Annotated in this window: 18 protein-coding genes, 1 pseudogene and 1 other annotated feature; of the genes and pseudogenes, 3 read left to right on the forward strand and 16 right to left on the reverse strand. The window is 60.8% G+C overall.

The features are described 5' to 3' along the window. Nucleotides 1-28: 28 nt before the first annotated feature. Nucleotides 29-355 carry a hypothetical protein gene (locus AC3WLF_RS14070; protein ID WP_492317932.1) on the reverse strand — a complete coding sequence of 109 codons (327 nt, stop codon included), beginning with the start codon at nt 353-355 and terminating at the stop codon, nt 29-31. Between the two features lie 325 nt (nt 356-680). Between AC3WLF_RS14070 and AC3WLF_RS14075 the strand changes: the two genes are divergently transcribed. Next, on the forward strand, nt 681-935 hold the full coding sequence (locus tag AC3WLF_RS14075; protein WP_492356467.1) for a hypothetical protein: 255 nt from the start codon (nt 681-683) through the stop codon (nt 933-935). A 138-nt stretch (nt 936-1,073) separates the two neighbouring features. Here the strand turns inward: AC3WLF_RS14075 and AC3WLF_RS14080 are convergent, their stop codons facing one another. The 7 genes and pseudogenes from AC3WLF_RS14080 to AC3WLF_RS14110 form a co-directional block, all read right to left on the reverse strand. Continuing rightward, nucleotides 1,074-1,652, reverse strand: coding sequence for an elongation factor P (locus AC3WLF_RS14080; RefSeq protein WP_492317934.1), 579 nt, complete (start codon nt 1,650-1,652; stop codon nt 1,074-1,076). Between the two features lie 195 nt (nt 1,653-1,847). Further along, nucleotides 1,848-3,428 (reverse strand): isocitrate lyase, encoded by a 1,581-nt coding sequence (locus tag AC3WLF_RS14085; protein ID WP_492317935.1) that lies wholly within the window; start codon nt 3,426-3,428, stop codon nt 1,848-1,850. 253 nt (nt 3,429-3,681) lie between these two features. Further along, a complete protein-coding gene (locus AC3WLF_RS14090) occupies nt 3,682-4,518 on the reverse strand; it encodes an AraC family transcriptional regulator (protein WP_492358405.1) in 837 nt (278 codons plus the stop codon). Further along, the gene (locus tag AC3WLF_RS14095) at nt 4,433-5,281 is read right to left on the reverse strand and encodes a class I SAM-dependent methyltransferase (protein WP_492317937.1); all 849 of its coding nucleotides are present in this window, start codon (nt 5,279-5,281) and stop codon (nt 4,433-4,435) included. The genes AC3WLF_RS14090 and AC3WLF_RS14095 overlap by 86 nt, the downstream gene beginning before the upstream one ends. 142 nt (nt 5,282-5,423) lie before the next feature. Next, nucleotides 5,424-5,834, reverse strand: a pseudogene (locus AC3WLF_RS14100) (transposase); the annotation flags it as partial. Then, nucleotides 5,442-5,556, reverse strand: a sequence feature (AL1L pseudoknot). Its footprint overlaps the pseudogene before it by 115 nt. Before the next feature lie 214 nt (nt 5,835-6,048). Continuing rightward, a complete protein-coding gene (gene aceB, locus AC3WLF_RS14105; protein WP_492358406.1) occupies nt 6,049-7,635 on the reverse strand; it encodes a malate synthase A in 1,587 nt (528 codons plus the stop codon). Between the two features lie 50 nt (nt 7,636-7,685). Continuing rightward, the gene (locus AC3WLF_RS14110; RefSeq protein ID WP_035821522.1) at nt 7,686-8,387 is read right to left on the reverse strand and encodes a haloacid dehalogenase type II; all 702 of its coding nucleotides are present in this window, start codon (nt 8,385-8,387) and stop codon (nt 7,686-7,688) included. A 281-nt stretch (nt 8,388-8,668) separates the two neighbouring features. On the opposite strand from AC3WLF_RS14110, the gene AC3WLF_RS14115 reads away from it, so the two are divergent. Together AC3WLF_RS14115 and AC3WLF_RS14120 are read left to right on the forward strand one after the other, a co-directional pair. After that, on the forward strand, nt 8,669-9,619 hold the full coding sequence (locus AC3WLF_RS14115) for a LysR family transcriptional regulator (protein WP_492319988.1): 951 nt from the start codon (nt 8,669-8,671) through the stop codon (nt 9,617-9,619). 176 nt (nt 9,620-9,795) lie between these two features. Then, nucleotides 9,796-10,230 (forward strand): universal stress protein, encoded by a 435-nt coding sequence (locus AC3WLF_RS14120; RefSeq protein WP_010810522.1) that lies wholly within the window; start codon nt 9,796-9,798, stop codon nt 10,228-10,230. Between the two features lie 80 nt (nt 10,231-10,310). Here the strand turns inward: AC3WLF_RS14120 and loiP are convergent, their stop codons facing one another. The 8 genes from loiP to aceA form a co-directional block, all read right to left on the reverse strand. Further along, entirely contained in the window at nt 10,311-11,072 is a 762-nt protein-coding gene (gene loiP / locus AC3WLF_RS14125; RefSeq protein ID WP_492319987.1) for a metalloprotease LoiP, read from the reverse strand. Between the two features lie 199 nt (nt 11,073-11,271). Further along, nucleotides 11,272-12,276 carry a type IVB secretion system protein IcmH/DotU gene (gene icmH / locus AC3WLF_RS14130; protein ID WP_492358407.1) on the reverse strand — a complete coding sequence of 335 codons (1,005 nt, stop codon included), beginning with the start codon at nt 12,274-12,276 and terminating at the stop codon, nt 11,272-11,274. Nucleotides 12,277-12,321: 45 nt separating this feature from the next. Continuing rightward, nucleotides 12,322-14,565 carry a T6SS phospholipase effector Tle1-like catalytic domain-containing protein gene (locus AC3WLF_RS14135; protein ID WP_492356464.1) on the reverse strand — a complete coding sequence of 748 codons (2,244 nt, stop codon included), beginning with the start codon at nt 14,563-14,565 and terminating at the stop codon, nt 12,322-12,324. Beyond that, on the reverse strand, nt 14,562-15,320 hold the full coding sequence (locus AC3WLF_RS14140) for a DUF3304 domain-containing protein (protein ID WP_492356463.1): 759 nt from the start codon (nt 15,318-15,320) through the stop codon (nt 14,562-14,564). Before AC3WLF_RS14140 ends, AC3WLF_RS14135 begins: the two co-directional genes overlap by 4 nt. A gap of 147 nt (nt 15,321-15,467) precedes the next feature. Next, nucleotides 15,468-15,935 (reverse strand): DUF3304 domain-containing protein, encoded by a 468-nt coding sequence (locus AC3WLF_RS14145; protein ID WP_492358408.1) that lies wholly within the window; start codon nt 15,933-15,935, stop codon nt 15,468-15,470. Continuing rightward, on the reverse strand, nt 15,932-16,792 hold the full coding sequence (locus tag AC3WLF_RS14150; RefSeq protein WP_492358409.1) for a DUF4123 domain-containing protein: 861 nt from the start codon (nt 16,790-16,792) through the stop codon (nt 15,932-15,934). The genes AC3WLF_RS14145 and AC3WLF_RS14150 overlap by 4 nt, the downstream gene beginning before the upstream one ends. Nucleotides 16,793-16,813: 21 nt before the next feature. After that, nucleotides 16,814-19,264 (reverse strand): type VI secretion system Vgr family protein, encoded by a 2,451-nt coding sequence (locus tag AC3WLF_RS14155; protein ID WP_492358410.1) that lies wholly within the window; start codon nt 19,262-19,264, stop codon nt 16,814-16,816. Between the two features lie 599 nt (nt 19,265-19,863). Next, complete coding sequence (gene aceA, locus AC3WLF_RS14160; RefSeq protein ID WP_010810514.1) at nt 19,864-21,159, reverse strand: isocitrate lyase; 1,296 nt, start codon at nt 21,157-21,159, stop codon at nt 19,864-19,866. Between the last annotated feature and the right edge of the window lie 2 nt (nt 21,160-21,161).

The following is a 21,161-nucleotide window of genomic DNA, read 5'->3' on the forward strand; positions in this document are numbered from 1 at the left end:
GCGGGTTGGACCGGGGCTGTCAGATTGGTTAGTGCACTTGGCGCTTCAGGTCAGAAAGTTCCGAATGCATCGAACTGACTGCATCCTTGACCTTTGCATCGAGACCGCCGGCCTGCTGGCAAGCGCGGTCTGCACGATCACCGATCCGTTCGAGATCATCGACCCACTGCCGGATCCGATCCTCATCCTTGGAAGACACGACCTTCGATGCCGCTTTGCATTCCTTGTCGAGCTCATCCACGCAGTTCATCAAATCTTGTGGAATCCCCGCATCGGCATGACAAGTGCGTGATGTCTCGCTGATGGTTTGCTGCAGATGACTAAAACGTTGCTGCATTTCACTGGCTTGCAACATGATGCCCCCTTCGTGAACATCAATTCACATGAATTCAGGTAGCCTGTGCCATTGTCATTCGCCCGCATTATCGGCTGCCAGTGAAGCTCCATTGCGCAGCCCCGAAGCGCGCGAAGGGCACTTTTTCAGTCTAGGTCAAAATCGACCGCACGCTCCGATGTGATCCCCGGGGTTCCTGTTGCCGAAATCCGCCACTGGTCACTCCCATGCCTGGGCACTGGCCGCGGCATTACTAGGCTTTCGCCGCGCCCCGCTATATCGTGAACTCAAGACAGTCCGGCGCTCGTGCTGAGCCACGGACCTGCATAAATTTTCGGAGGCTGAAATGCTGGAAAAAGAGCGGTCTTACAAGGGATTCCACGTTGCCCTGTTCGTGCCGGAGGTGATTGAGCCAGGCAAGCCATGCGGGCGAGTCCAGATCTCCACGCGCAATGAGGACATGGGCATCCGCTTTACGCCGGACTGGCCCCACCCGCCCGCATCGCTGCTGGAGGCAGAGGACTGGCTTTTTGCCTACGCCGCCGGGATCATCGATTGTGAACTGGCTGGCGGCTTCGGCATTGATCTCAGGAACGAGTAAGTCAGCTCGGCGAGGAAGGATCTCCAGCGTAGCGCGCCTGGGCAATCGCATTTGGCGCGCACAGTTTGCTGCCGGCCAAGTTCCAGCGAGACTGTACGCGGCGCTGCGCATGCAGGGAGCGATGGCGCGGCACTGGCGTCACGACTTTCGCGTCCCTCGCCTTATCCGCTCCAGATATTTTCCTGAAGCGACCTCGATTCGCACCGTGTCCCCCTCCTTGACGAACTGAGGAACGAGAACTTCCATGCCGTTCTCCAGCGTGGCAGTCTTGAAGGTAGAGGTTTCATGCTCGTGCAGTCCTGGCGGCGTGGACATGATGGTTACCTCGACCGCCGGCGGGAATGCGATGGTGACTGGCTCGCCCTCATAAAGCTGCACCGGGATTCGCATATTGGGGTGAAGAAATTTCTGGTATGCACCCATGGTTTCCGCAGGAAAACTGATCTGCTCGAAGGTGTCGGGATTCATGAAGAAAAAGGCGACACCATCGGTGTACAGATATTCCATCTCCTGGTGATCAAGCTCGACCTCTTCGAGCTTGTGGCCCGGGTGTAACCGCAACTCCTTGATGTGACCAGTCTTGAGGTTCTTGAACTTGGCGAAAACTGCGCTCCCCTGTTGGCCGCCGCCGGCGTGGTACCCGGCGCTGGTAACGCTATGAAGTTCACCCTCAAGCATGATGACCATGCCCGACTTCAGTTCGGAAGCTTCGACCATTGGTGTCTCCGCCTGGGCGGCAAGATCTCGCCTTCAGCCTAGCACCGCAGCGCGCCTTCAACAAAGGCCGGCGGCGACAGCGGGATGCTGCAGCGCCGCATGCATAAGGCTGAAGAACCCCGCGAGCTATCTCGCCGAACAAAAAAAACGCCAACCCCGTGTGGGTTGGCGTTTTTGCTTGGGGTACTACTGGTATCAGAACTGGTTCATGGTGTTGTCCTTACCCGCCGCCTTCAGGGCCGCTTCGCCGCTGAAATACTCCTTGTGGTCGTCGCCGATGTCCGAGCCGGACATGTTCTGGTGCTTGACGCAGGCGATGCCCTGACGGATTTCCTTGCGCTGCACGCCAGCCACATAACCCAGCATGCCCTGGTCGCCGAAGTATTCCTTGGCCAGGTTGTCGGTCGACAGTGCGGCGGTGTGGTAGGTCGGCAGGGTAATCAGGTGGTGGAAGATACCTGCTTCGCGCGCCGCGTCGGCCTGGAAGGTCCGGATCTTTTCGTCGGCCAGCTTCGCCAGTTCGGTCTGATCGTATTCAACGCTCATCAGTTGCGTGCGATCGTATGCCGACACATCCTTGCCTTCGGCCTTCATCGCGTCATACGCCTGCTGGCGGAAGTTCAGGGTCCAGTTGAACGACGGGCTGTTGTTGTACACCAGCTTCGCGTTCGGGATGACCTTGCGAATCTCGCTGACCATGCCGCCGATCTGGGCGATATGCGGCTTTTCGGTTTCGATCCACAGCAGGTCAGCACCGTTCTGCAGTGCGGTGATGCAATCCAGTACGCAGCGCGCTTCGCCCGTGCCGGCGCGGAACTGGAACAGGTTGCTGGGCAGGCGCTTGGGACGCAGCAGCTTGCCGTCGCGCTTGATGACGACATCACCATTACCCAGTGCGTCGGCCGACAGTTCTTCGCAATCGAGGAAGGAGTTGTACTGGTCGCCCAGGTCGCCCGGGGTGTTGGTCACGGCGATCTGCTTGGTCAGGCCGGCGCCCAGCGAGTCGGTACGGGCCACGATAATGCCGTCGTCCACGCCCAGTTCCAGGAAGGCGTAGCGGATGGCGCGGATCTTGGCCAGGAAGTCCTCGTGCGGCACGGTGACCTTGCCATCCTGGTGGCCGCACTGCTTCTCGTCGGACACCTGGTTCTCGATCTGGATGCAGCATGCGCCCGCTTCGATGAACTGCTTGGCCAGCAGGTAGGTGGCTTCGGCGTTGCCGAAACCCGCGTCGATGTCCGCGATGATGGGCACGACGTGGGTGACGTGGTTGTCGATCTTCGCCTGGATGGCGGCCTTGGCGGGGCCTTCGGCCGCGTCCAGCTCGCGGAACAGGCCGCCCAGTTCACGGGCGTCGGCCTGGCGCAGGAAGGTGTACAGCTCGCGGATCAGCGCGCTGACGGAGGTTTTTTCGTGCATCGACTGGTCCGGCAGCGGGCCGAACTCAGAGCGCAGCGCGGCCACCATCCAGCCGGACAGGTAAAGGTAGCGACGCTCGGTGCTGTTGAAGTGCTTCTTGATGGAGATCATCTTCTGCTGGCCGATAAAGCCGTGCCAGCAGCCCAGCGACTGGGTGTACTTCGACGAGTCGGCATCGTAGGCGGCCATGTCGGCGCGCATGATCTTGGCAGTGTACTTGGCGATGTCCAGGCCAGTCTTGAACTTGTTTTGGGCACGCATGCGGGCGGCATACTCGGGATTGATGGCATTCCACGCGCTGCCGTGGTTCTCTTTCAAACCGGCAACTGCCTTGATGTCGTCTTGATACTGGGCCATGGGAAATTCCTAAGAAGAAAGCGCGTTTGAAAAAAGTTGAGTGTGCTGGCGGATGTCGAAGCGAGCAGCGTGGGTTCATTGTAGGGCCTTCTTGATGCGTCGCGGCAAAGTCTTATATAAGACATAAGAGTTCATTTCCCCTTATTTTTCAATGAGATAGGCGCTAAATTTTGTAATGTGGAAAGCTTTTTCAGAGAACGAAAGCTAGCGCCCGGGGAAAGACGCAGCAAATTCCACAATGTGAAACGCGCTTTCAGTGCTCGGAGGCAGGGGCGAGCAGGATGGCTAGAGCAACGATTAGCCGGTGGGATTTGTAGATCTGGTCCGACGATCGGTGCCATGAACCGGCACAGCAACGTGTCGTCGTGCCCGCGTCGGTCATTCGATCACGAGCGATGGTCATCGGAAACTGGCCCTGGTGTGGCGCCTGCCTGCCGAGATGCGATGCGCGCAGCGTCTGGCTGGGCAGCACGCCGAACAGCCGGCGGTACTGCATGGCGAACCGGCCGATGTCCCAGACCCCGAAGCGCATACAGATGCTCGTGACCGTCTCGCCTGCCTTGGCATGCTTCAGCGCATGGCGCGCGTGGTGCAAGCGGTGGAGCACCAGATACCGGTGGGGGCTGATGCCGACGTACCGGTTGAACACGTTGCGAATGGTACGTTCCGAGGCACTGGTAGCTGCGCACAGGTCTTCAAGCAGGATGGGCGTGTGCCGCGCCGCTGCCGGCAAGTCCATTGCCTGGCTCAGGATGCGCCGGTGATTCTGGTGCCTGGCAGTGTCAGTGCTACGCGCGGCTGGCGGCAGCAGGGTGTTGAACGCGAGCCGGAGGAGTTCGCTGCGTGCGGTCTGCTCGCCAGCCGGGTGATGCAACTGGGCAAGCTGGCGATCATCGATAAAGAGCAGGCGCCGGGTCAGCGCAAGCAGGGCGCCCAGACTTGGACCGCCGGTCAAGACAAGATTGCGGGCGAGCAATGACAAGTCGGCATGGAACGGGCGAAAACTATCCTGGCTTGGTGCCTGACCCGATGATGAGTTCAAGCTCGGTCTTGAAGCCTTCACCGACGTCGAACTGCTTAAGGCATTCATAAACCTCGTTCCAGGCCCTCAATCTCGCCGCGACGTCGAGGTCCGCTACCACAGCCCGGTATGCCCCCGCGGCTTCCTGCATCAGTTGCAGAGCATCAGACGCACTCGGCAAGACGAGCTGCGCTCGAACGTGCTGTGTTTTCACATCGCCAAGACCGCTGTCGTTCATCAGGCGCTCCATCACGCCATCGCCGCCCAGTGCGAAGATTCCAGGTTGTCCGGGGGCGGGCGGAGACTTGCCCGCGTGGCGTAGAAGGATCGCCATCGGCTGGGCCATAAAGGGATTGTTGGCCGGCGTCGTGAAGACTAGCGCCGCGAAACGCGCGCCAGGCTTGAGTACGCGTCGGACAGATTCCAATGCCTCTCCAGGTGACGGGAAAAGCATCAATCCCAATCGACACATCGCCGCGTCGAACGGCGCCAGTGTCTCGTCCAATTCGTCTACTGCGCATTCCAGCGTTTCGATATTCTGAAGGCCGGCACGAGCGGCATTTCGGCGGACATGCTCCAGCATGGTGCCAGATATATCACTGGCGACCACTTCGCCGCCGGCACCCACTCGCATCGCTGCCTGGATGCTCTGGCTGCCGGCACCGCAGGCCAGATCGAGAACGCGCATGCCCGGCCGGATACCGGCCATATCGATGAGCGTGTCCGTGGCGCCCGAAAGATTGGTGGCAAACACATGCTCCCACTTCGCCCAGCCGGGTGCTGCCGACTCCCACGTATTGCGAAGATTGGATTTCACGCTGCTGTCGGTCATCTGGAGACTCCCTCAGGACGCCGCCTGTACAGGAGCATTGTAGTGCGCAAGCGATGCGTGTGGCCTGCTGCTCAAGTTGCTGATAGTAGTTGGCCTCGTACTCGGCCGGCGGCACATATCCCAGCGGCGCCATCAGACGGTGATAGCGGCGATAGCCCGACGGGGCGACCTGCAGCACCCTGCAAATCGGTTCGACCCCAAGGGCCTCGGTACGCGTCGATGAAGTCCCTCAAGACTTGAATCGGCGGTCGAGCTCCGCCTGGGCGAAAAACGCGCCGGCCAGCTTGAGAATTTCGTTGGCCTTGCGCAGTTCGCGGACCTCCCGCTCCAGATCCTTGATACGCTGGGCCTCTGCCGTGGTTGTGCCTGCGCGCTGACCGGTGTCGCGCTCATGCTGGCGAACCCAAGCCAACAAGGTCTGCGCGGTACAGCCAATCTTGGCTGCGACCGACACCACGGTAGCCCACTGCGATTCGTGCTCGTCACGATGCTCGAACACCATGCGCACGGCGCGCTCCCGGACTTCCGGGAAAAATTTGACTGACTTCCTCATGGACTCCATTCGCTCAAAGAGTGGAGCCTCCTCGAAACCCGGGGCGGTTCAGACCTGCCCCACCGCTCCCGTCAACTCAGTTCAGACACGGAAGACCCCGTGGAATCCAAAGGCGTCGCCCTACCCCATAGCCACACCGCCGTCCTGACGGACCCCCAAAAGAAAAAACCGCAGCCAAAGCTGCGGTTTTTCATCCTACAAGCACCCTACCCGCTCAAACTTCCTCATACAGCGGCAGCGTCAGGAACTCAGCAAAATCCTCCGACGTAGCCATCTGCTCAAAAATCTCAGCAGCCCGGTCATACGTCTTGGTATCGCCACCCACCAGTTCCTTCACCTTGGCCAGCTCTTCCGGAATCAGCTTGCGCACCAGCTCGGCCGTCACCTTGGTGCCGTCTTCCAGCTTGCCCTTCGGCGAGCGGATCCACTGCCATACCTGCGAGCGCGAGATCTCGGCGGTAGCAGCATCTTCCATCAGGTTGTGGATCGGCACGCAGCCGTTACCGTCCAGCCAGGCGCCCAGGTAGTGGATGCCGACGTTGATGTTCATGCGCAGGCCATGCTCGGTGATCGGCGTTTCCGGCTTGAAGTCGAGCAGGTCGGCGCCCTTCACTTGCACGTCGGGGCGTTGCTTGCCGAACTGGTTCGGCTTGTCGCCCAGCACTGCCACGAATTCCTTCATGGCCGGCTCGACCAGGCCCGGGTGGGCCACCCAGCCGCCGTCGTAGCCGTCGGTGGCGTCGCGGCGCTTGTCGCTGATGATGCCTTCCATGGCGATGGCGTTCTTCTCCGGATCGTTCTTGATCGGGATCAGCGCGCTCATGCCGCCCATGGCGGGAGCGCCACGGTGGTGGCAGGTCTTGAGCAGCAGCAGCGCGTAGGCGCGCATGAACGGCGCGGTCATCGTGACCTTGGCGCGGTCGGCCAGGCAGAAGTCCTTGTCGTTCTTGAACTTCTTGATGCACGAGAAGATGTAGTCCCAGCGGCCGGCGTTCAGGCCAGCGCTGTGCTCGCGCAGTTCATACAGGATTTCGTCCATCTCGAACGCCGCCAGGATCGTTTCGATCAGGACGGTGGCCTTGATGGTGCCTTGCGGCAGGCCGATCTCGTTCTGCGCCATCACAAAGATGTCGTTCCACAGGCGCGCTTCCAGATGGCTTTCCATCTTGGGCAGGTAGAAGAACGGGCCGGCGCCGCGGGCGATCTGCTCGCGGGCGTTGTGGAACAGGAACAGCGCGAAGTCGAAGATGCCGCCCGAGATGCGCTTGCCGTCGATGGTGACGTGCTTTTCATCCAGGTGCCAGCCGCGCGGACGCACTTGCAGGGTGGCGATCTTGTCGTTCAGCTTGTATTGCTTGCCCTTGGATTCCAGGGCCAGCGTGCGGCGCACGGCGGCCTTCAGGTTGACCTGGCCCTGCAGCTGGTTGTGCCAGTTGGGGGTGTTGGAATCCTCGAAGTCGGTCATGTAGCTGTCAGCGCCCGAGTTGAAGGCGTTGATGACCATCTTGGCCTCGACCGGGCCGGTGATTTCCACGCGGCGGCATTCCAGGGCCTGGGGGATCGGGGCAACTTTCCAGTCGCCTTCGCGGATGCTCTTGGTTTCCGGCAGGAAGTCGGGGATCTCACCGGCGTCCAGGCGCTTGGCGCGTTCCACGCGCGCGGCCAGCAGTTCCTGACGGCGCGGTTCAAAGGCGCGGTGCAGCTTGTCTACCAGGGCCAGGGCTTCCGGCGTGAGGATATCTTCGTAGGCCGGCAGGATCTCGCCGGTAATCTTCATGCCCGCGGGCAGCGTGATAGCCATCAGTCTTCTCCTGTGATCGATAGCGGTAAGGCTTGGTTGAAGGGACCCTGCTACACCGCCACGCCACGGGCGCGGACGAATTCAAGCAGGTCGTTCATGTCGTGCCCGGTGCCGGAGGGGGCTACGTCGAGCCGCTCCGCCGGATGGCCGGCACGGTTGATCCAGAATGTGGTGTAGCCGAACCAGGTGGCGCCGCAGGCGTCCCAGCCGTTGGACGAGACAAAGAGCATCTCTTCCGCGGGCAGGCTGAAGGCTTGCGGCCCCAGCGCGTAGGCGGCCGGCGCGGTCTTGTACTGGCGCACGGCGTCCACCGACAGCACGTGGTCGAACAGGCCATGCATGCCGGAGCTCTTGACCGAGATGTCCAGCATCTCGGCATTGCCGTTGGACAGGATGCCCAGCGGCAGCCCGGCGCGGCGCAGGCGCTTGAGCGCTCCCAGGTTCTCCGGGAACGCGGACAAACACGCGTATTCCTTGAGCAGCTGCGCTTCGGCGGCTTCGTCCAGTGTCAGGTTCAGGCGCTCGGCGGCGTAGCGCAGCGCGTCCACGGTGATCGCCCAGAACGGCTTGTAGCGCGAGCCATCGGGCGCGGCCATGGTGCGGATGCGCGTGTAGTCGATCTGCCGGTCCCGCCACAGCAGCGCCAGCGCCTCGCCGCGGCCCGGGAACAGTTGTTCCGCGCGCGCGGTGACGGAATACACGTCGAACAGCGTGCCATAGGCATCGAAGACGACTGCGCGGATCTTGTTCATGAGGGCCTGGGCAACCTGCAACGGTACGGGCGACTGGGTGGATGGACGAGCAGACCACAGCTGCGTGGCTCTGTACACCATTGAATGCATCGAATTGTAGGGAGACGCTGCAGTGCGGCAAAGTGGTCGCGGGTCACTTGATCTTTTACTTTTAGGCAACTAATCTTGGCTGACTAAAACAAAACTCCGCACCAAATCCTCCTCACTGCCGGCCATATGGACGCAACGCCACCGCTTGCAAGACCGTTCCGGCACACCGCAGGCACATCAGGCAAACATTTGTGGACCATTTCAAACAACTGGAGACCTTTGTATCCGTCGCGTCGCGCGGCAGCCTTTCCGCAGCGGCGGCGGCTGAAGGCGTGGCGCCGGCCATCATCGGGCGGCGCATCGACGCGCTGGAGGAGCGCCTGGGCGTCAAGCTGCTGGTACGGACCACGCGCAAGATCAGCCTGACCTTTGAAGGCTCTGCCTTCCTGGAAGACTGCCAGCGCATCCTGAACGACCTGCACAACGCCGAGGCCAGTGTCTCTGCCGGCGGGGTCAAGGCCAGCGGGCACCTGCGCGTGACCGCGCCGGCGGGCTATGGCCGCAAGCACGTGGCGCCGCTGGTGCCGCTGTTTATTGAGTCGCACCCGGACGTTTCGATCACGCTGGACCTGTCTGACCGCGTGGTCGACCTGGTCAATGAAGGTTTCGACTGCGCCATCCGCCTGGGCGACCTGCCCGACTCCAGCCTGGTATCGATCCGGCTGGCGGAAACGCGCCGCGTGGTGGTGGCCTCGCCCGAGTACCTGGCGCGCGCCGGGCGCCCCATGGCGCCGGAAGACCTGCAGCGCCACAACTGCCTTGCCTTTGGCGCCAGCGCCAATGTGCAGCGTGGCTGGGTGTTCCAGGAGGAAGGCCGCGCGGTCACGGTCAAGGTCGGCGGCACCATGGAATGCAGCGACGGCGCGGTGCTGCATGAGTGGTGCCTGCAAGGCAACGGGCTGGCGTGGCGCTCCTGGTGGGAGGTCGGCAGCGAGATCGCCAGCGGGCGGCTGGTGACGGTGCTGGATGAGTTCCAGGCGCCGCCGATCGGCATCCATGCGGTGTTTCCGCAGCGCAAGCACCTGCCGCTGCGGGTGCGGCTGTTTATCGATCACCTGAAGAACACCTACGGCAACCCGTCCTACTGGCGCCGGGCCGAACGGGCCGCGGCCATGCCGGTTGCCGAGGTCCTGGCGGACTGAAGCATGGGGCCCCTGCCGGTATGCAGAGACGCTTTCATTGCAATTGATTCCGCGCAATGCCCTTCTCGGCACACTGACTACAATGGATTCGTGACAGGCGCGTCCCGGCGGCCCGGCATCCGCCGATGCCAGCTGGCTGCCCTGCCCCGATCCCCTAGTCAGAAAAGGAGCCCCGCATGTTCCAACATATCCTGCTACCCACCGACGGCTCGGAACTCTCCAAGAAAGCCATCAACGGCGGGCTGGAGCTCGCCAAGGCCATCGGCGCGCGCATCACGGCCTATGTCTGCCTGGAGGAGTACCCCTATACGCCGTTCAGCGAAATCGTGGTCGAAGCCCCGCAGGCCTTCAAGGACCGCATCGAGAACCAGGCCAAACTGTATCTGAAAGAGGTCGAGAACCTGGCCACGGCGGCGGGCGTGACCTTCGACGCCGATATGTCGACCTTTGCGGTGCCCTACCTGGGCATCATCGACGCGGCCGAGCGCCATGGCTGCGACGTGATCTTCATGGCGTCGCACGGCCGGCGCGGGTTGTCCGGCCTGCTGCTGGGCAGCGAGACGCAGAAGGTGCTGACGCATACCGACATCCCGGTGATCGTCTACCGCTGACCCCCGGCGCAGCGCCAACCAAGCAAAACCGCCCGCACCGGCATGACCGGTGCGGGCGGTTTTTTGCTTGCGCAGGCCGCTTACGAAGCCTTGCTGATGCGCTGCTCGATATGCTTGGCGCGGTCTTCCGAGCCCGGGTGCGACGAGAACATGCTGGACTTGCCGCCGTCCAGCTTGGCCAGTTTCTGGAACGCCGTCACCAGGCCACGCGTGTTGGCCTTGTTCTTGGTCAGCAGGTCGAAGGAATAGTCATCCGCCGCGCTTTCCTGCGACTGCGAGAACTGCGCGTTGATCAGCTTCTCGCCCAGTTCGCCCAGTTGCGACTGCGACAGCGCCGCCACTGCGCCATTGCCGGCAGCTGCCGCCGCGCCGCGTGCGGCCGTTGCGGTGTACGCGACTTGCATGGCCTTCTTGGTGTGGCCCAGCGCCACGTGGCCCAGCTCATGGCCCAGCACGCCGCGCACTTCATCGTCGGTCATCATGTCCATCAGGCCGCTGTAGACGCGCACGCAGCCGTTGGCCATGGCCCAGGCGTTGACGTCCTTGGTCATGTAGACCTTGGCGTTGACGTTGGGCACATCGCTGTTCTTCAGCCCGCTCATGATCTTGACCAGGCGCTTGTTGTAGGTGGTGTTGGCAGCGGCGATCTTGTTGGTCTTGTCCGATTCAGCGCAGGCCTGGTCGGACAGGCTCTTGACGTCGGCGTCGGACAGCGTGGCAGCCTTGGCCAGGGAAGTGCCGGCGCTCATCACGCCATCGAGATTGGTGGGCATGCCGCCGGAACAGCCGGCCAGCAGTGCCGCCGCGATGGCGCAGGAAGCGAGCGAGAGAGATGCTTTCATGATGTTGTTCTTGGTGGGTAGCTCGGAAGTGCCGATAAAGGCCCCGGCACTTTAAGCCATATTGCTTACGGCGGGAATCACCCAAATGCTGCAAGTTGCCAAAAATGACAATTTATTGAGTTCCAGCAAATTCGCGCCCGCCGCGGGCCCAGTGATGTCGGCTCAAGCGGGGCCGCCTCCCCAACGTGTTCGCGGGCAATCACTGTTTGCGACTGCCATCTCCCGATTCATTGCCGCCAACCTTGACATCTGGTGGGGGTAGCGCCCGAGGCAGCGCTGACGCCGCGGCGTCCCCAATCGCCTCGATCTCCCGCGCGACTTCGTGCGCGCGGGTCGATAGTTGATATTTGAAATATCCAAAGGCAACAAGCGCTGCAAGCGCGTATGCGGTGACTGCCATCCATACTGGAATACCCCGCAGCGGCCGGAAGTTCCGTTCTCTGGAGACCTCCAGATCGCCGGATAGTGCATCCCGCACCGGCGGACGTTGTGACTTCAATAGTTCGTAGAGCTTCTGCCGGATATGCTCATGCTGCCGGTCTCCTCCGGCTTCCACCCGATAGCGGCCCATGAACCCAAGGCTCATGACGAGATAAAACAACTCGATCAGGTCGTATTTGCCGTGCGGGACCTCAATGGCGCGGGCCAGCAGTTGGTAGACCTTGATGCCGCCTTCGCGGTCTCCGTGGAACTGGCTGGATAACGCCATCTGTGCCCAGACGCCGGTGCCGTCTTTTCCGCCGCCCCATTTCGAATGCTGTGCCGCCTCGTCCAGTGCCGAACAAAGCGTGTAGCTTGCAATGGTGATATGGTCGGCCTCGATGTTCGCCTGATGGCAAAGCGTCTTGAATGCGTGAACTTCGCGCTCCAGCAAGGCGCGCAACTGCTCCACCTGCCTGCGCTGAAGCTTCATCTTCGGCTTCAGGTCACACATCGCCCGCAGTAGTGGTCGAGCTGCCTCATGGAGCGGATTGGGAGCGGCCTGAATGGCCTTAAGTCGCTTCGCAAGCGCCGCTTCATCGTAGGGGGCGACCGTGACCGGTTCCGCATCCTTGCCCTGGATAGCTGCATCGATGTCCTGGGCGAATTTCCGCTTTGCCTTCGGCTTCGGCCTGGGGCTCGGTGATGACTTGCCGCCCGCTTGGCCGCCCTGTTTCGGCAACCAGGATGGGGCTTTGCGAGGGGTGGGATCAGTCTCCAACATGTGCCGTTACCGATGTCATGATCAACTTAGCCAATCGCTGTATTGTTAATCATGCATCGCCATTTCCGCAGGCGTAGGCTTTGGACCCGTATTGACACTCTTGACCAGCGCATCCGTGCCAAATCCCAGATGCCGCACGCAGTTGTCATGGCCGATGAAGAACACGCGCGCCCATCCATAACCACCGGGCGCATATTCATGGAAGTCGGGCACGCGGAACCAGGCCCGGCTGTCGTGGATATAGTTGTCGAACAGGGCAATGGCTGCCTGCTCCTGGCGGGCGAATTGGTCGACCACCGCTGGCGCCGTCCAGGCGCGCAATTGATCGAGCATGTCTCTGGCTGGCAGCACCAGGACATCGAACTTCTCCGCGTCGAATTTTGAAAATACCGCGGTCTGGACGTAGAAATCCTTGGGGATCAATAGCACGCGCTTGCTGTCGGGGTTGCTCTCGCGCGGCACGCAGAGGTATTGACCAGTAGGGTTGGTATATGCCGCCAGCGGAACGCGTAACGGGCAAAGCATGTGAGCGCCCACCGCTGGCGGTCGCGGCGTCATGGGCGATAGCTCCACGCCGAGGCTTGCCCGCTGCTCGGGATGGAGATAGCCCAGCAGCAGCCGGAATTCCTCGGCAGCTTCGCGGAGATCGTGCTGGTCGTTGGTCACCGTCTCAGCGGCCCCCTCTCCGGGCCGGGTCTTATCTTTCGCTCGTGCAACCTCCTGGTACTTCTGCTCTCGACGCCGCTGGAGCGCATCCCAGGCCTGCCTTGCCTGCTTGTCCAGCTTCTCGCCCTCCTTCATCTGGTCTGCGCTGATGTATCCTTCCTGCGCGATCCCGGCCAATCCAAGCGTCGTGCGGGCAGCGGCCAACGCATCGATGCGCTTGCGAATCTTGATCGCCTCGGCATCGGTTTTCATGGCCTTGTCAACCTGCTGCTCCAACTGATGCGGCGTCATGCCGTCCTCATGCGCTGCCAGGAAGAACGGCTGGTTGGTCACATAGTCGCCCTTGTTCCATCGGGCACGCAGGGTGCGCCACGCAAGGCTCTGGCGCATGCCGAATCGCAAGGCATCTTCCACGCGCGAAATTTCGACGGTCCTATCTAGCCACCGATTGAAGGCGTCGATCAAAGATTTTTCCAATTGGAAGTCATGCCGGTCACCTTGCTTGCGGATGATTTCCTCTTCCAGTTGCAGAGGCACCCCGGCCCGCAGGGCTTCGATATACATCTGGTGCAACGGAATCTGGCTGAGCTTGCTGGCATCCCCGTTCCGTGCCTTCCCTTGGTCTTCTTGTGGATAGCCGCCCCCCACGTCCGAGTGCACCCCCGGGAAGGCCACCTCCAGCCGTTTGCCTGGACCACCCGGATAAACGCTGCCTTCCCGGATGGTATCCAGCGGGAAACTCATGCGCTGCTCGTGGATGGAAAAGAAATGCACGCAGCGCTGCACGTCCTTGGGAATGTTCATCAGCCCATCATTCGACCAGGCGAAATGCCCATCAAACACGCTGATATCGAGGGCGGCCTTCACCGAATCGGGCGGCCCCACCGACGCGACCGTATCGAACAGCCCCATGAAGTTGATCCTGTAGGGAATCTCGCCGGCAATCTTGCCGCCTGGCGCCCAGTCGCGGGTCAGCTTGCCGACGAATGACCGTGCCCCGGCGGCCCCGCGCGAGAAGCCGAAGACATTGATCCAAACCTGCTTTACCACCTTGTTGCGCTGGCTGTCCCGCTTGCGATCCCGCTGCATGCCGGCCAGCTTCTTGTGCTTCATGTTGAAGACACTGGAGAACGACCGGAAGCCATCAGCAGCGGCAAGGCAAAGCGCCTTGGCTTCATCATTGGGAATCAAGCGATCCTCCTCACCGCCCGCAATTGCCTTATATACGGCATTCAAGACACGTGTATAGCCCCACACGCAGCGACGTCCGTAGCCCACGGCAAATCCCTTACCGGAAGAGGAATACTCCATCTCCCCGATTTTTTTGAAGACGGTTCCGACGCCAGCGATGTAATATCGAAAAATACCATTCAATGGATCATGGCGTGCGGCCCGGGATAGACGCGCCACATTCGTGTGAGCACCCCACTTGGAGTCCCGAAATTCTTGATTATCCTCATCGTCGTTGTTGTTGGTACCATCAAAGAACAGGCTGATGTGCAGCGTCTGTTCGCAGCCCGCGTCGTGATCGCGGACTTTTCCCTTGCCGAGGTCGTAAGCCACCTTGGCCTTTGGCAGCAGACCGTCGTCCGGCATTTTTTCGGGCCAACGTAATACGCTCATTGTTTCACATCTCCAATTGATGGGTCCGCCTTCAATATTCTTCCGAACCTTCTTAAGCTCGCCGCCTCTTCCTTACGATTCGCTTCGTCATCCACCACACCAACTGCCACATAAGGATCGTCGTCGGCAGGTCGAGCCATTACCTTGTTGTTGCCATTCGCATTTCCATCCATGACCATGACTTTGACGCGATCTCCAGGCAGAAAGATGACCCAAATGCCATAAGTGGTTGTGCCATATTGAGGAATTTCCGCCTCTGCCTTGTACCAAGAACCCCATGCGTGACCATCGAGCTTCTTGTTTGCGATCCAACGCACCGTGACCTTTAACCCCGAGCGCCAGTGGACCGGAAACGTGCCACAGCAGGCGCCACCGGCCTCCATCGGTATATCGCTCGATCTTGCCGGCGAGATGTTCTGCCCACCACCTCCAATGCCATTATCGGGACCCGTTAAATTGAAGGTATCAATGTAAAAGGGAGTGTAATTCCGTCCATCAACATCGCCGGACATCATGGCGTCAGGATCGTCGTTTGAGTGAGTTCCAACGATAGAGCTTTCATTGCAGCCTGACAGAATCGCTAGGCATACCGCCATCAAAGCCCACACGAACAGGGATTTAATGCGCTGATCTCCCGTTCCGAATCTTCTTCCAATTGCTCCCAGGCGGATGGATGCACCCCATCCGCGCAGGCGATCATAATTCCCCCGAAACGAACACTCGCTTCCAATTTCAGGCCATCGCGATATGCTCATTGCCTTAAATCTCCAATTGATGGGTCTGCTTTAATTACGCTGCCAAAATTCCTGAGGTGTCTTTCCTCTTCCTCACGGTTCGCCTCATCGTCCACCTTACCAACGGCAAGGTAGGGATCATCGTCAGCCGGCCGAATTGCAACGCTGTTATGGCCGTTCGCATTTCCGTCCCCGTACCATGACCTTGATGCGGTCCCCTGGCAGGAAAATGACAAACATGCCGCCTGTGCGCGGGCCATACTCTGCGATCTCGGCATCAGCCTTGTACCAGGAACCCCACGCGTAACCGTCGAGCTTCTTGTTGGCAATCCAACGGACACTAACCTTAATGCCGCGCCGCCATTTCTTCGGGTACGAAATGCAGCACTGTTCTGCCCCTCCACCCGCTGGTGTGATGTCTGGAGTCGCCGGTGATATGTTGGGGCCGCCGCCTGATATGCCGTTATCTCCGGTAATGTCAAAGGTAGCAATGTAGTACGGGGAATAGTTCAGCCCACTAACGCCGCCCGAGAGCATCTCCTCCGGATCAGCAGCTGTCTGCACCGCACGGGGCTCGCAGCCTGATAGGCAGGCCAAGCATCCCGCCATCAATGTCGAAACGGGTAGCAATTTCATACTTTGCCCCCCCCTTCGGCATGCTTCGTCAGTTGCTCACAGACGGATGGATGTACCCCATCCGCGCAGGCGATCATCGTTTTCCCGGAACTGCCACGCTCTTCTAATGCACGTCGTATGTCATCGTGGGCATCGAAGTCAGGGCCGTATCGGTATGAAAGTTCGCAGAAGTACATTCGATCCGCTGGCTCTGTCAGCCCCCACTCGGCGGCACGCTGGTAACGGGGCAGAAAATCCATGAAGCGCGTGAGATAAGGACCTGCCCCATCAACCACGCCGCCCTCCACAAGCGCCGCAAGCAACTGATCCGGCTCGCAGTGTTCGGTCAGTCGGTCCAGTTGCTCCTGGCTGAGCTGGATGGAAGGCGGCGTGTCCTGCGTGCTCTCACCCTCCATCGGCCCATCAATGCACTGCCATTCGTCGCTGTAGCCACGGTGTTTCCATTGCTGAATGGGTCGCATGATCCGTTCCACGATGTCGTCGCCCCAGACTTCCATCGTCACCAGCAGGTTGCGCGGGTCGTAGTAGCGAATCAGGGCGGTCATGCCTTCGCCAATGTCCGCAACGAGAAACTGATGCAAATGACGGGCGAGGCGGTCAATGTCCACCCGGCTCCAGATGAGCGTGATGCATGGCGCCCGCAAATCCATCGCGTCGAATTGCGCTAGCCAGGGCGCTTTGGGATCGTCCACCCGCGCCAGGAACAGGCAGGCGTCGCCAGCATCGGCTTCGGGCAGGCCGGCATACACATTTCGAAAGTCGGCGCCCGATTCGCGCAGCAATGCACCAATGCGAGTCGGGTGCACGGCTCCATCGGCCAGCACGTAGATATGAACTGCGCTTTCTTCTTCTGTCATCGAACTGCTGTTCCTGGTTATTTATCGAGGAACCACGGCGGCATTGCGTGCGGCCGCCTTGAGCAGGCATTCCAGGCAAACTTGTCTGGCCTTTGGTTCCACCGGAAGACTGCTGGGGCCGGTCAGGTTCTTGCTGGCCGCGTGCACGATCCACCCGCCATTGGTGCCGTTCTCAATGCCGCCTTCGGTCAGCTTGATGTAGCTGCCGCCGCCATCCAGCAGCACTTCCTTTGCCTTGAAGGTAATCTTCTCTGCGGTTGCGTTGATCTGGAGTCTTGCCAGCAGATTGATATTGTTCTTCAGGGCTTGCAGGTCGATGTCGCCCATGTTGGCAACCAGCTTCATGCCGGCTTCATATACGAACAGGCGCAGTGCCTTGCGAATGCTGGCAAAAAAGCCCCCGCCCGTGGTCACGGACAGGTGCTCCCCGGTAGTCAACGCGGTATGCGTGCCACTGGCAATGTGCGTGGAACCCGCTGCGGTGGAAACAATGCCAGCGGGGCTGCCTGATACCAGGTGCGGCGCCGTGAACTCCTTCAGCTCGCCACCGCCCTTGATTTGTTCAAGCTGCTTCTCCAGCAATTTTGCGATGTCGGGCTGTTCGCCATCTTGCGCCTGCGCCTCGGTCGCCTTGTCGCCCATGGTGCTGGCGATATCCAGGGCCTGTTGCATCAGCTGAATGACGTCGCTGACATTCATCATGTTGCCTTCGGCGTTCCGGCGCGAGAAGGTGGTGATAAGCATGCCGAGTGCGGCGCGCAGTGCTCCATGCGCATCGGTTCGAAGCTCAAAGCCTTCGCCGCGCTTGTCCTTGCGCCCCTCCCAGTCGTTGACGCGGACGTTGTGGCCCAGCGCCAGCAGGCTGTTCTGGTGGTCCGAAGCGACCTGCACCTGCTGCTGGCCTTGGGTATCGTCGTAAAGCGTGTGGTTGCGCCCCTCGCCGAACAGTTCCTTGCTCTGGTAGCCGGACAAGGCATGCTGGCTCGGCAGATCCCACGGCGGCAGGTTCAGCCGGTTGTTGACCGGTCCCAAGATGAGGGGCCGGTCCGGGTCGCCACCCTCGTAGATGACAATGACTTCCTGGCCGATGCGAGGCAGGTGCGTGTTGCCGAAGCGGTCGCCGGAGGAAAAGCCGGTGACGCGAATCCAGCAGGAGCTATTCTCGTCGTAGGTGCCATAGCGGTCCCAGACAAATTGACAGCGCACCCTTCCCAGGTCATCACACCAGATTTCCTGATTGGCTGGACCGACGACCCTGGCTTTGTGATGACCGCCGATGTAAGGCTTTTCGACCCGCTCAGGCCGGAAGATTTCGCTAGTGGGCTGCGCCTCGAATTCGACCTCGCAGCGCCAGGACTGGCCGCTGCCAGCGAACTCGCCCACGTCCTCGATCAGCAGGTGCGTGGCAAAAATCAGGTACTCGCAGTTTGCCTTGGTGCGCAGGAATCGCTTGAGGGTGAAGGTGTGTCCCGGCGCCATCGCGCGCACATTGCCCTTGCCGCGCGCCCGTACGCCGTGCTGCCGCAGGCGTTCCATGTTGATGCGCGCCAGCATGTCGCCTTCCTTGCGGGCGTCGTTGCCGCTCTTGGGTTCGGCGTAATCGCCCGGCCAGTGATACAGCTCATAGGTTGCGTGGCTGGTGTCGCGCGGGTCGGTGGCGCAGACATTGAGGTTGGCGCGCGGTTGGTTGTGGTCGTAATCGCCTTGCGCCCAAGCCCCTGAGACGAGCCGGTCGCGCACCTCGAATTCATGAAAGTGTTCCTCATCCACCCGGTCCGAGGACGGATACCAGCTGATGGCATGGTAGGCAGGGCTGGGGATATTCCGGAAAGCGCCATTGCCATCGGTCAGCACCATGCGGTGGTGGCCATCCGAATGCTCCCAGTGGAAATTCACGCCCCATTCCGCGAGCAGGCGGCGCACGAACTGGTAGTCCGTTTCGCCGGCCTGCATCTGAAATCGGCGCTTGGGATACTGGCTATCCAGCAGGCGGCGCTCGACCGGGAAAGTGTATTTGCTGAGCACCGCCTCTACGATTTCCAGCACAGTCATGTTCTGATAAGGCCGGATGGTGCTGGTGAGCGTGGCCAGCCACAGCCACGGGCGCAGGGTCAGGCGGTACAGGATGCGTTCGTGTTCGTAGTAGGGGCCGCGTACGTCCGTGACGAGGCCGGTAATCTCTCTCTTGCCGCTGCCGAAGCCGCCATCCAGATCGGTGCCGGAGCCGTCCAGCTCGATGCTGACGGTCAACTCCTTGCCTTGCATGGCCTCCATATCGAAGTCACCCGCCGGCCCGTATAGCACGTTGCGATCGTCGGGTGTCTTCAGTTCCAGTTCGTATTCGAACAGGGAATTGATACCCTCGGTGCCAAACAGTTTGGAGAACAGCAGCAGTGGCTGTCCCAACAGTTCCGGCAGACCGTCGCCGGAAACGGTGACGGTACGAAAGGAAAACCGCAATCGGCTACCCATGCAATCACGCTCCGTGGAAAGTGGACTGTCGCCGCCGTCAGCAGCCAGTGGCTCGGTCGTCCATCGACCAGCCAATGAGAGTGCAGCAACGCGGCCTCGATAATAGGAGCAGCGAAGTGGGGAATAAATCAGACGATTCCTAATTACGCAGCCCAAAACGCCTGAAAACAGAATTAAGCAAGATTGAAATCGCGCTAAGATCCCTACTCCGTAAAGACGTGCGGACACATGGACTGCGCTGACGCTTCAGAACTTTCCAATTGTGAAGAATTGAAAAGGCGGTAAGGCACGAAGCAAAAGAGGCGGCACACATAACTTGAGAATGCGCGCCGCTCTGGAAGATGCGGGCATTGACCTGTCCCGCGTCAGGCTTCTAAATAGCCGGCGTGAGCCCGGCCAGGCTTGGGCGGTAACTCTGCATGGAGTTTGAGTTTTGAACACCCGTTGAACAGCTACCCGCTAACCCGCCCCAGCATTGGAAAACAAAAAAACGCGCCGTCCCTGAGAGAGAACGGCGCGGCGCCTAAATCAGAAGGCGTGATGGTCGCACGCCTTCCTTAACCGCCGGACCCACGTTCCGGCAGGGGTGACCAGGAGAGTCAGGCCACTTTCTTGTCTTCGAAGAACTGCTCGTCTTCGGTCGAACCCTTCAGTGCGGTCGTCGACGACTGGCCGCCTTCGATGGTCTGGGTCACGGCGTCGAAGTAGCCGGTGCCGACTTCGCGCTGGTGCTTGACCGCGGTGAAACCCTTCTCGGCGGCCTTGAATTCGGCTTCCTGCAGTTCCACGAACGCGCTCATCTGGTTGCGGGCGTAGCCGTAGGCCAGGTTGAACATCGAGTAGTTCAGCGAGTGGAAGCCGGCCAGCGTGATGAACTGGAACTTGTAGCCCATCGCGCCCAGTTCCCTCTGGAACTTGGCGATGGTCGCGTCGTCCAGGTTCTTTTTCCAGTTGAACGACGGCGAGCAGTTGTAGGCCAGCATCTTGCCCGGGAACTTGGCGTGCACGGCTTCGGCAAACTTCTTGGCGAACTCGAGGTCCGGCTTGCCGGTTTCGCACCACACCAGGTCAGCCACTTCAGCGTAGGCCAGGGCGCGCGAGATCGACTGCTCCAGGCCGTTGCGCACGCGGTAGAAACCTTCCACGGTGCGCTCGCCGGTGCAGAACGGCTTGTCGTTGTCGTCCACGTCCGAGGTCAGCAGGTCCGCGGCCTCGGCGTCGGTACGGGCGATCACCAGGGTCGGCACGCCCGAGACGTCGGCGGCCAGGCGGGCAGCGGTCAGCTTGGCAACGGCTTCGCGGGTCGGCACCAGCACCTTGCCACCCATGTGGCCGCACTTCTTCACCGAAGCGAGCTGGTCTTCGAAGTGCACGCCGGCGGCGCCCGCTTCGATCATCGACTTCATCAGTTCGAACGCGTTCAGCACGCCGCCGAAACCGGCTTCAGCATCCGCCACGATCGGGGCGAAGAAGTCGGTGTCGCCCTTGCCTTCGCTCCACTGGATCTGGTCGGCGCGCTGGAAGGTGTTGTTGATGCGCTTGACGACTTGCGGCACCGAGTTGGCCGGGTACAGCGACTGGTCGGGGTACATTTCACCGGCCAGGTTGGCGTCGCCTGCGACTTGCCACCCCGACAGGTAAATAGCCTTCAGGCCGGCCTTCACTTGCTGCATGGCCTGGTTGCCGGTCAGCGCGCCGAGCGAGTTGACGAACGGCTCCGTGTGCAGCAGGTTCCACAGCTTCTCGGAACCGCGGCGGGCCAGGGTGTGCTCGACCTGGACCGAACCACGCAGGCGCACCACGTCTTCGGCGGTGAAATTGCGCTTGATCCCTTTCCAGCGGGGATTGGTATCCCAGTCTTTCTGCAGGGCCTGGATCTGTTCTTGGCGGGTCATGG

The organism is Cupriavidus sp. FW306-01-F10A (genome assembly GCF_058782785.1).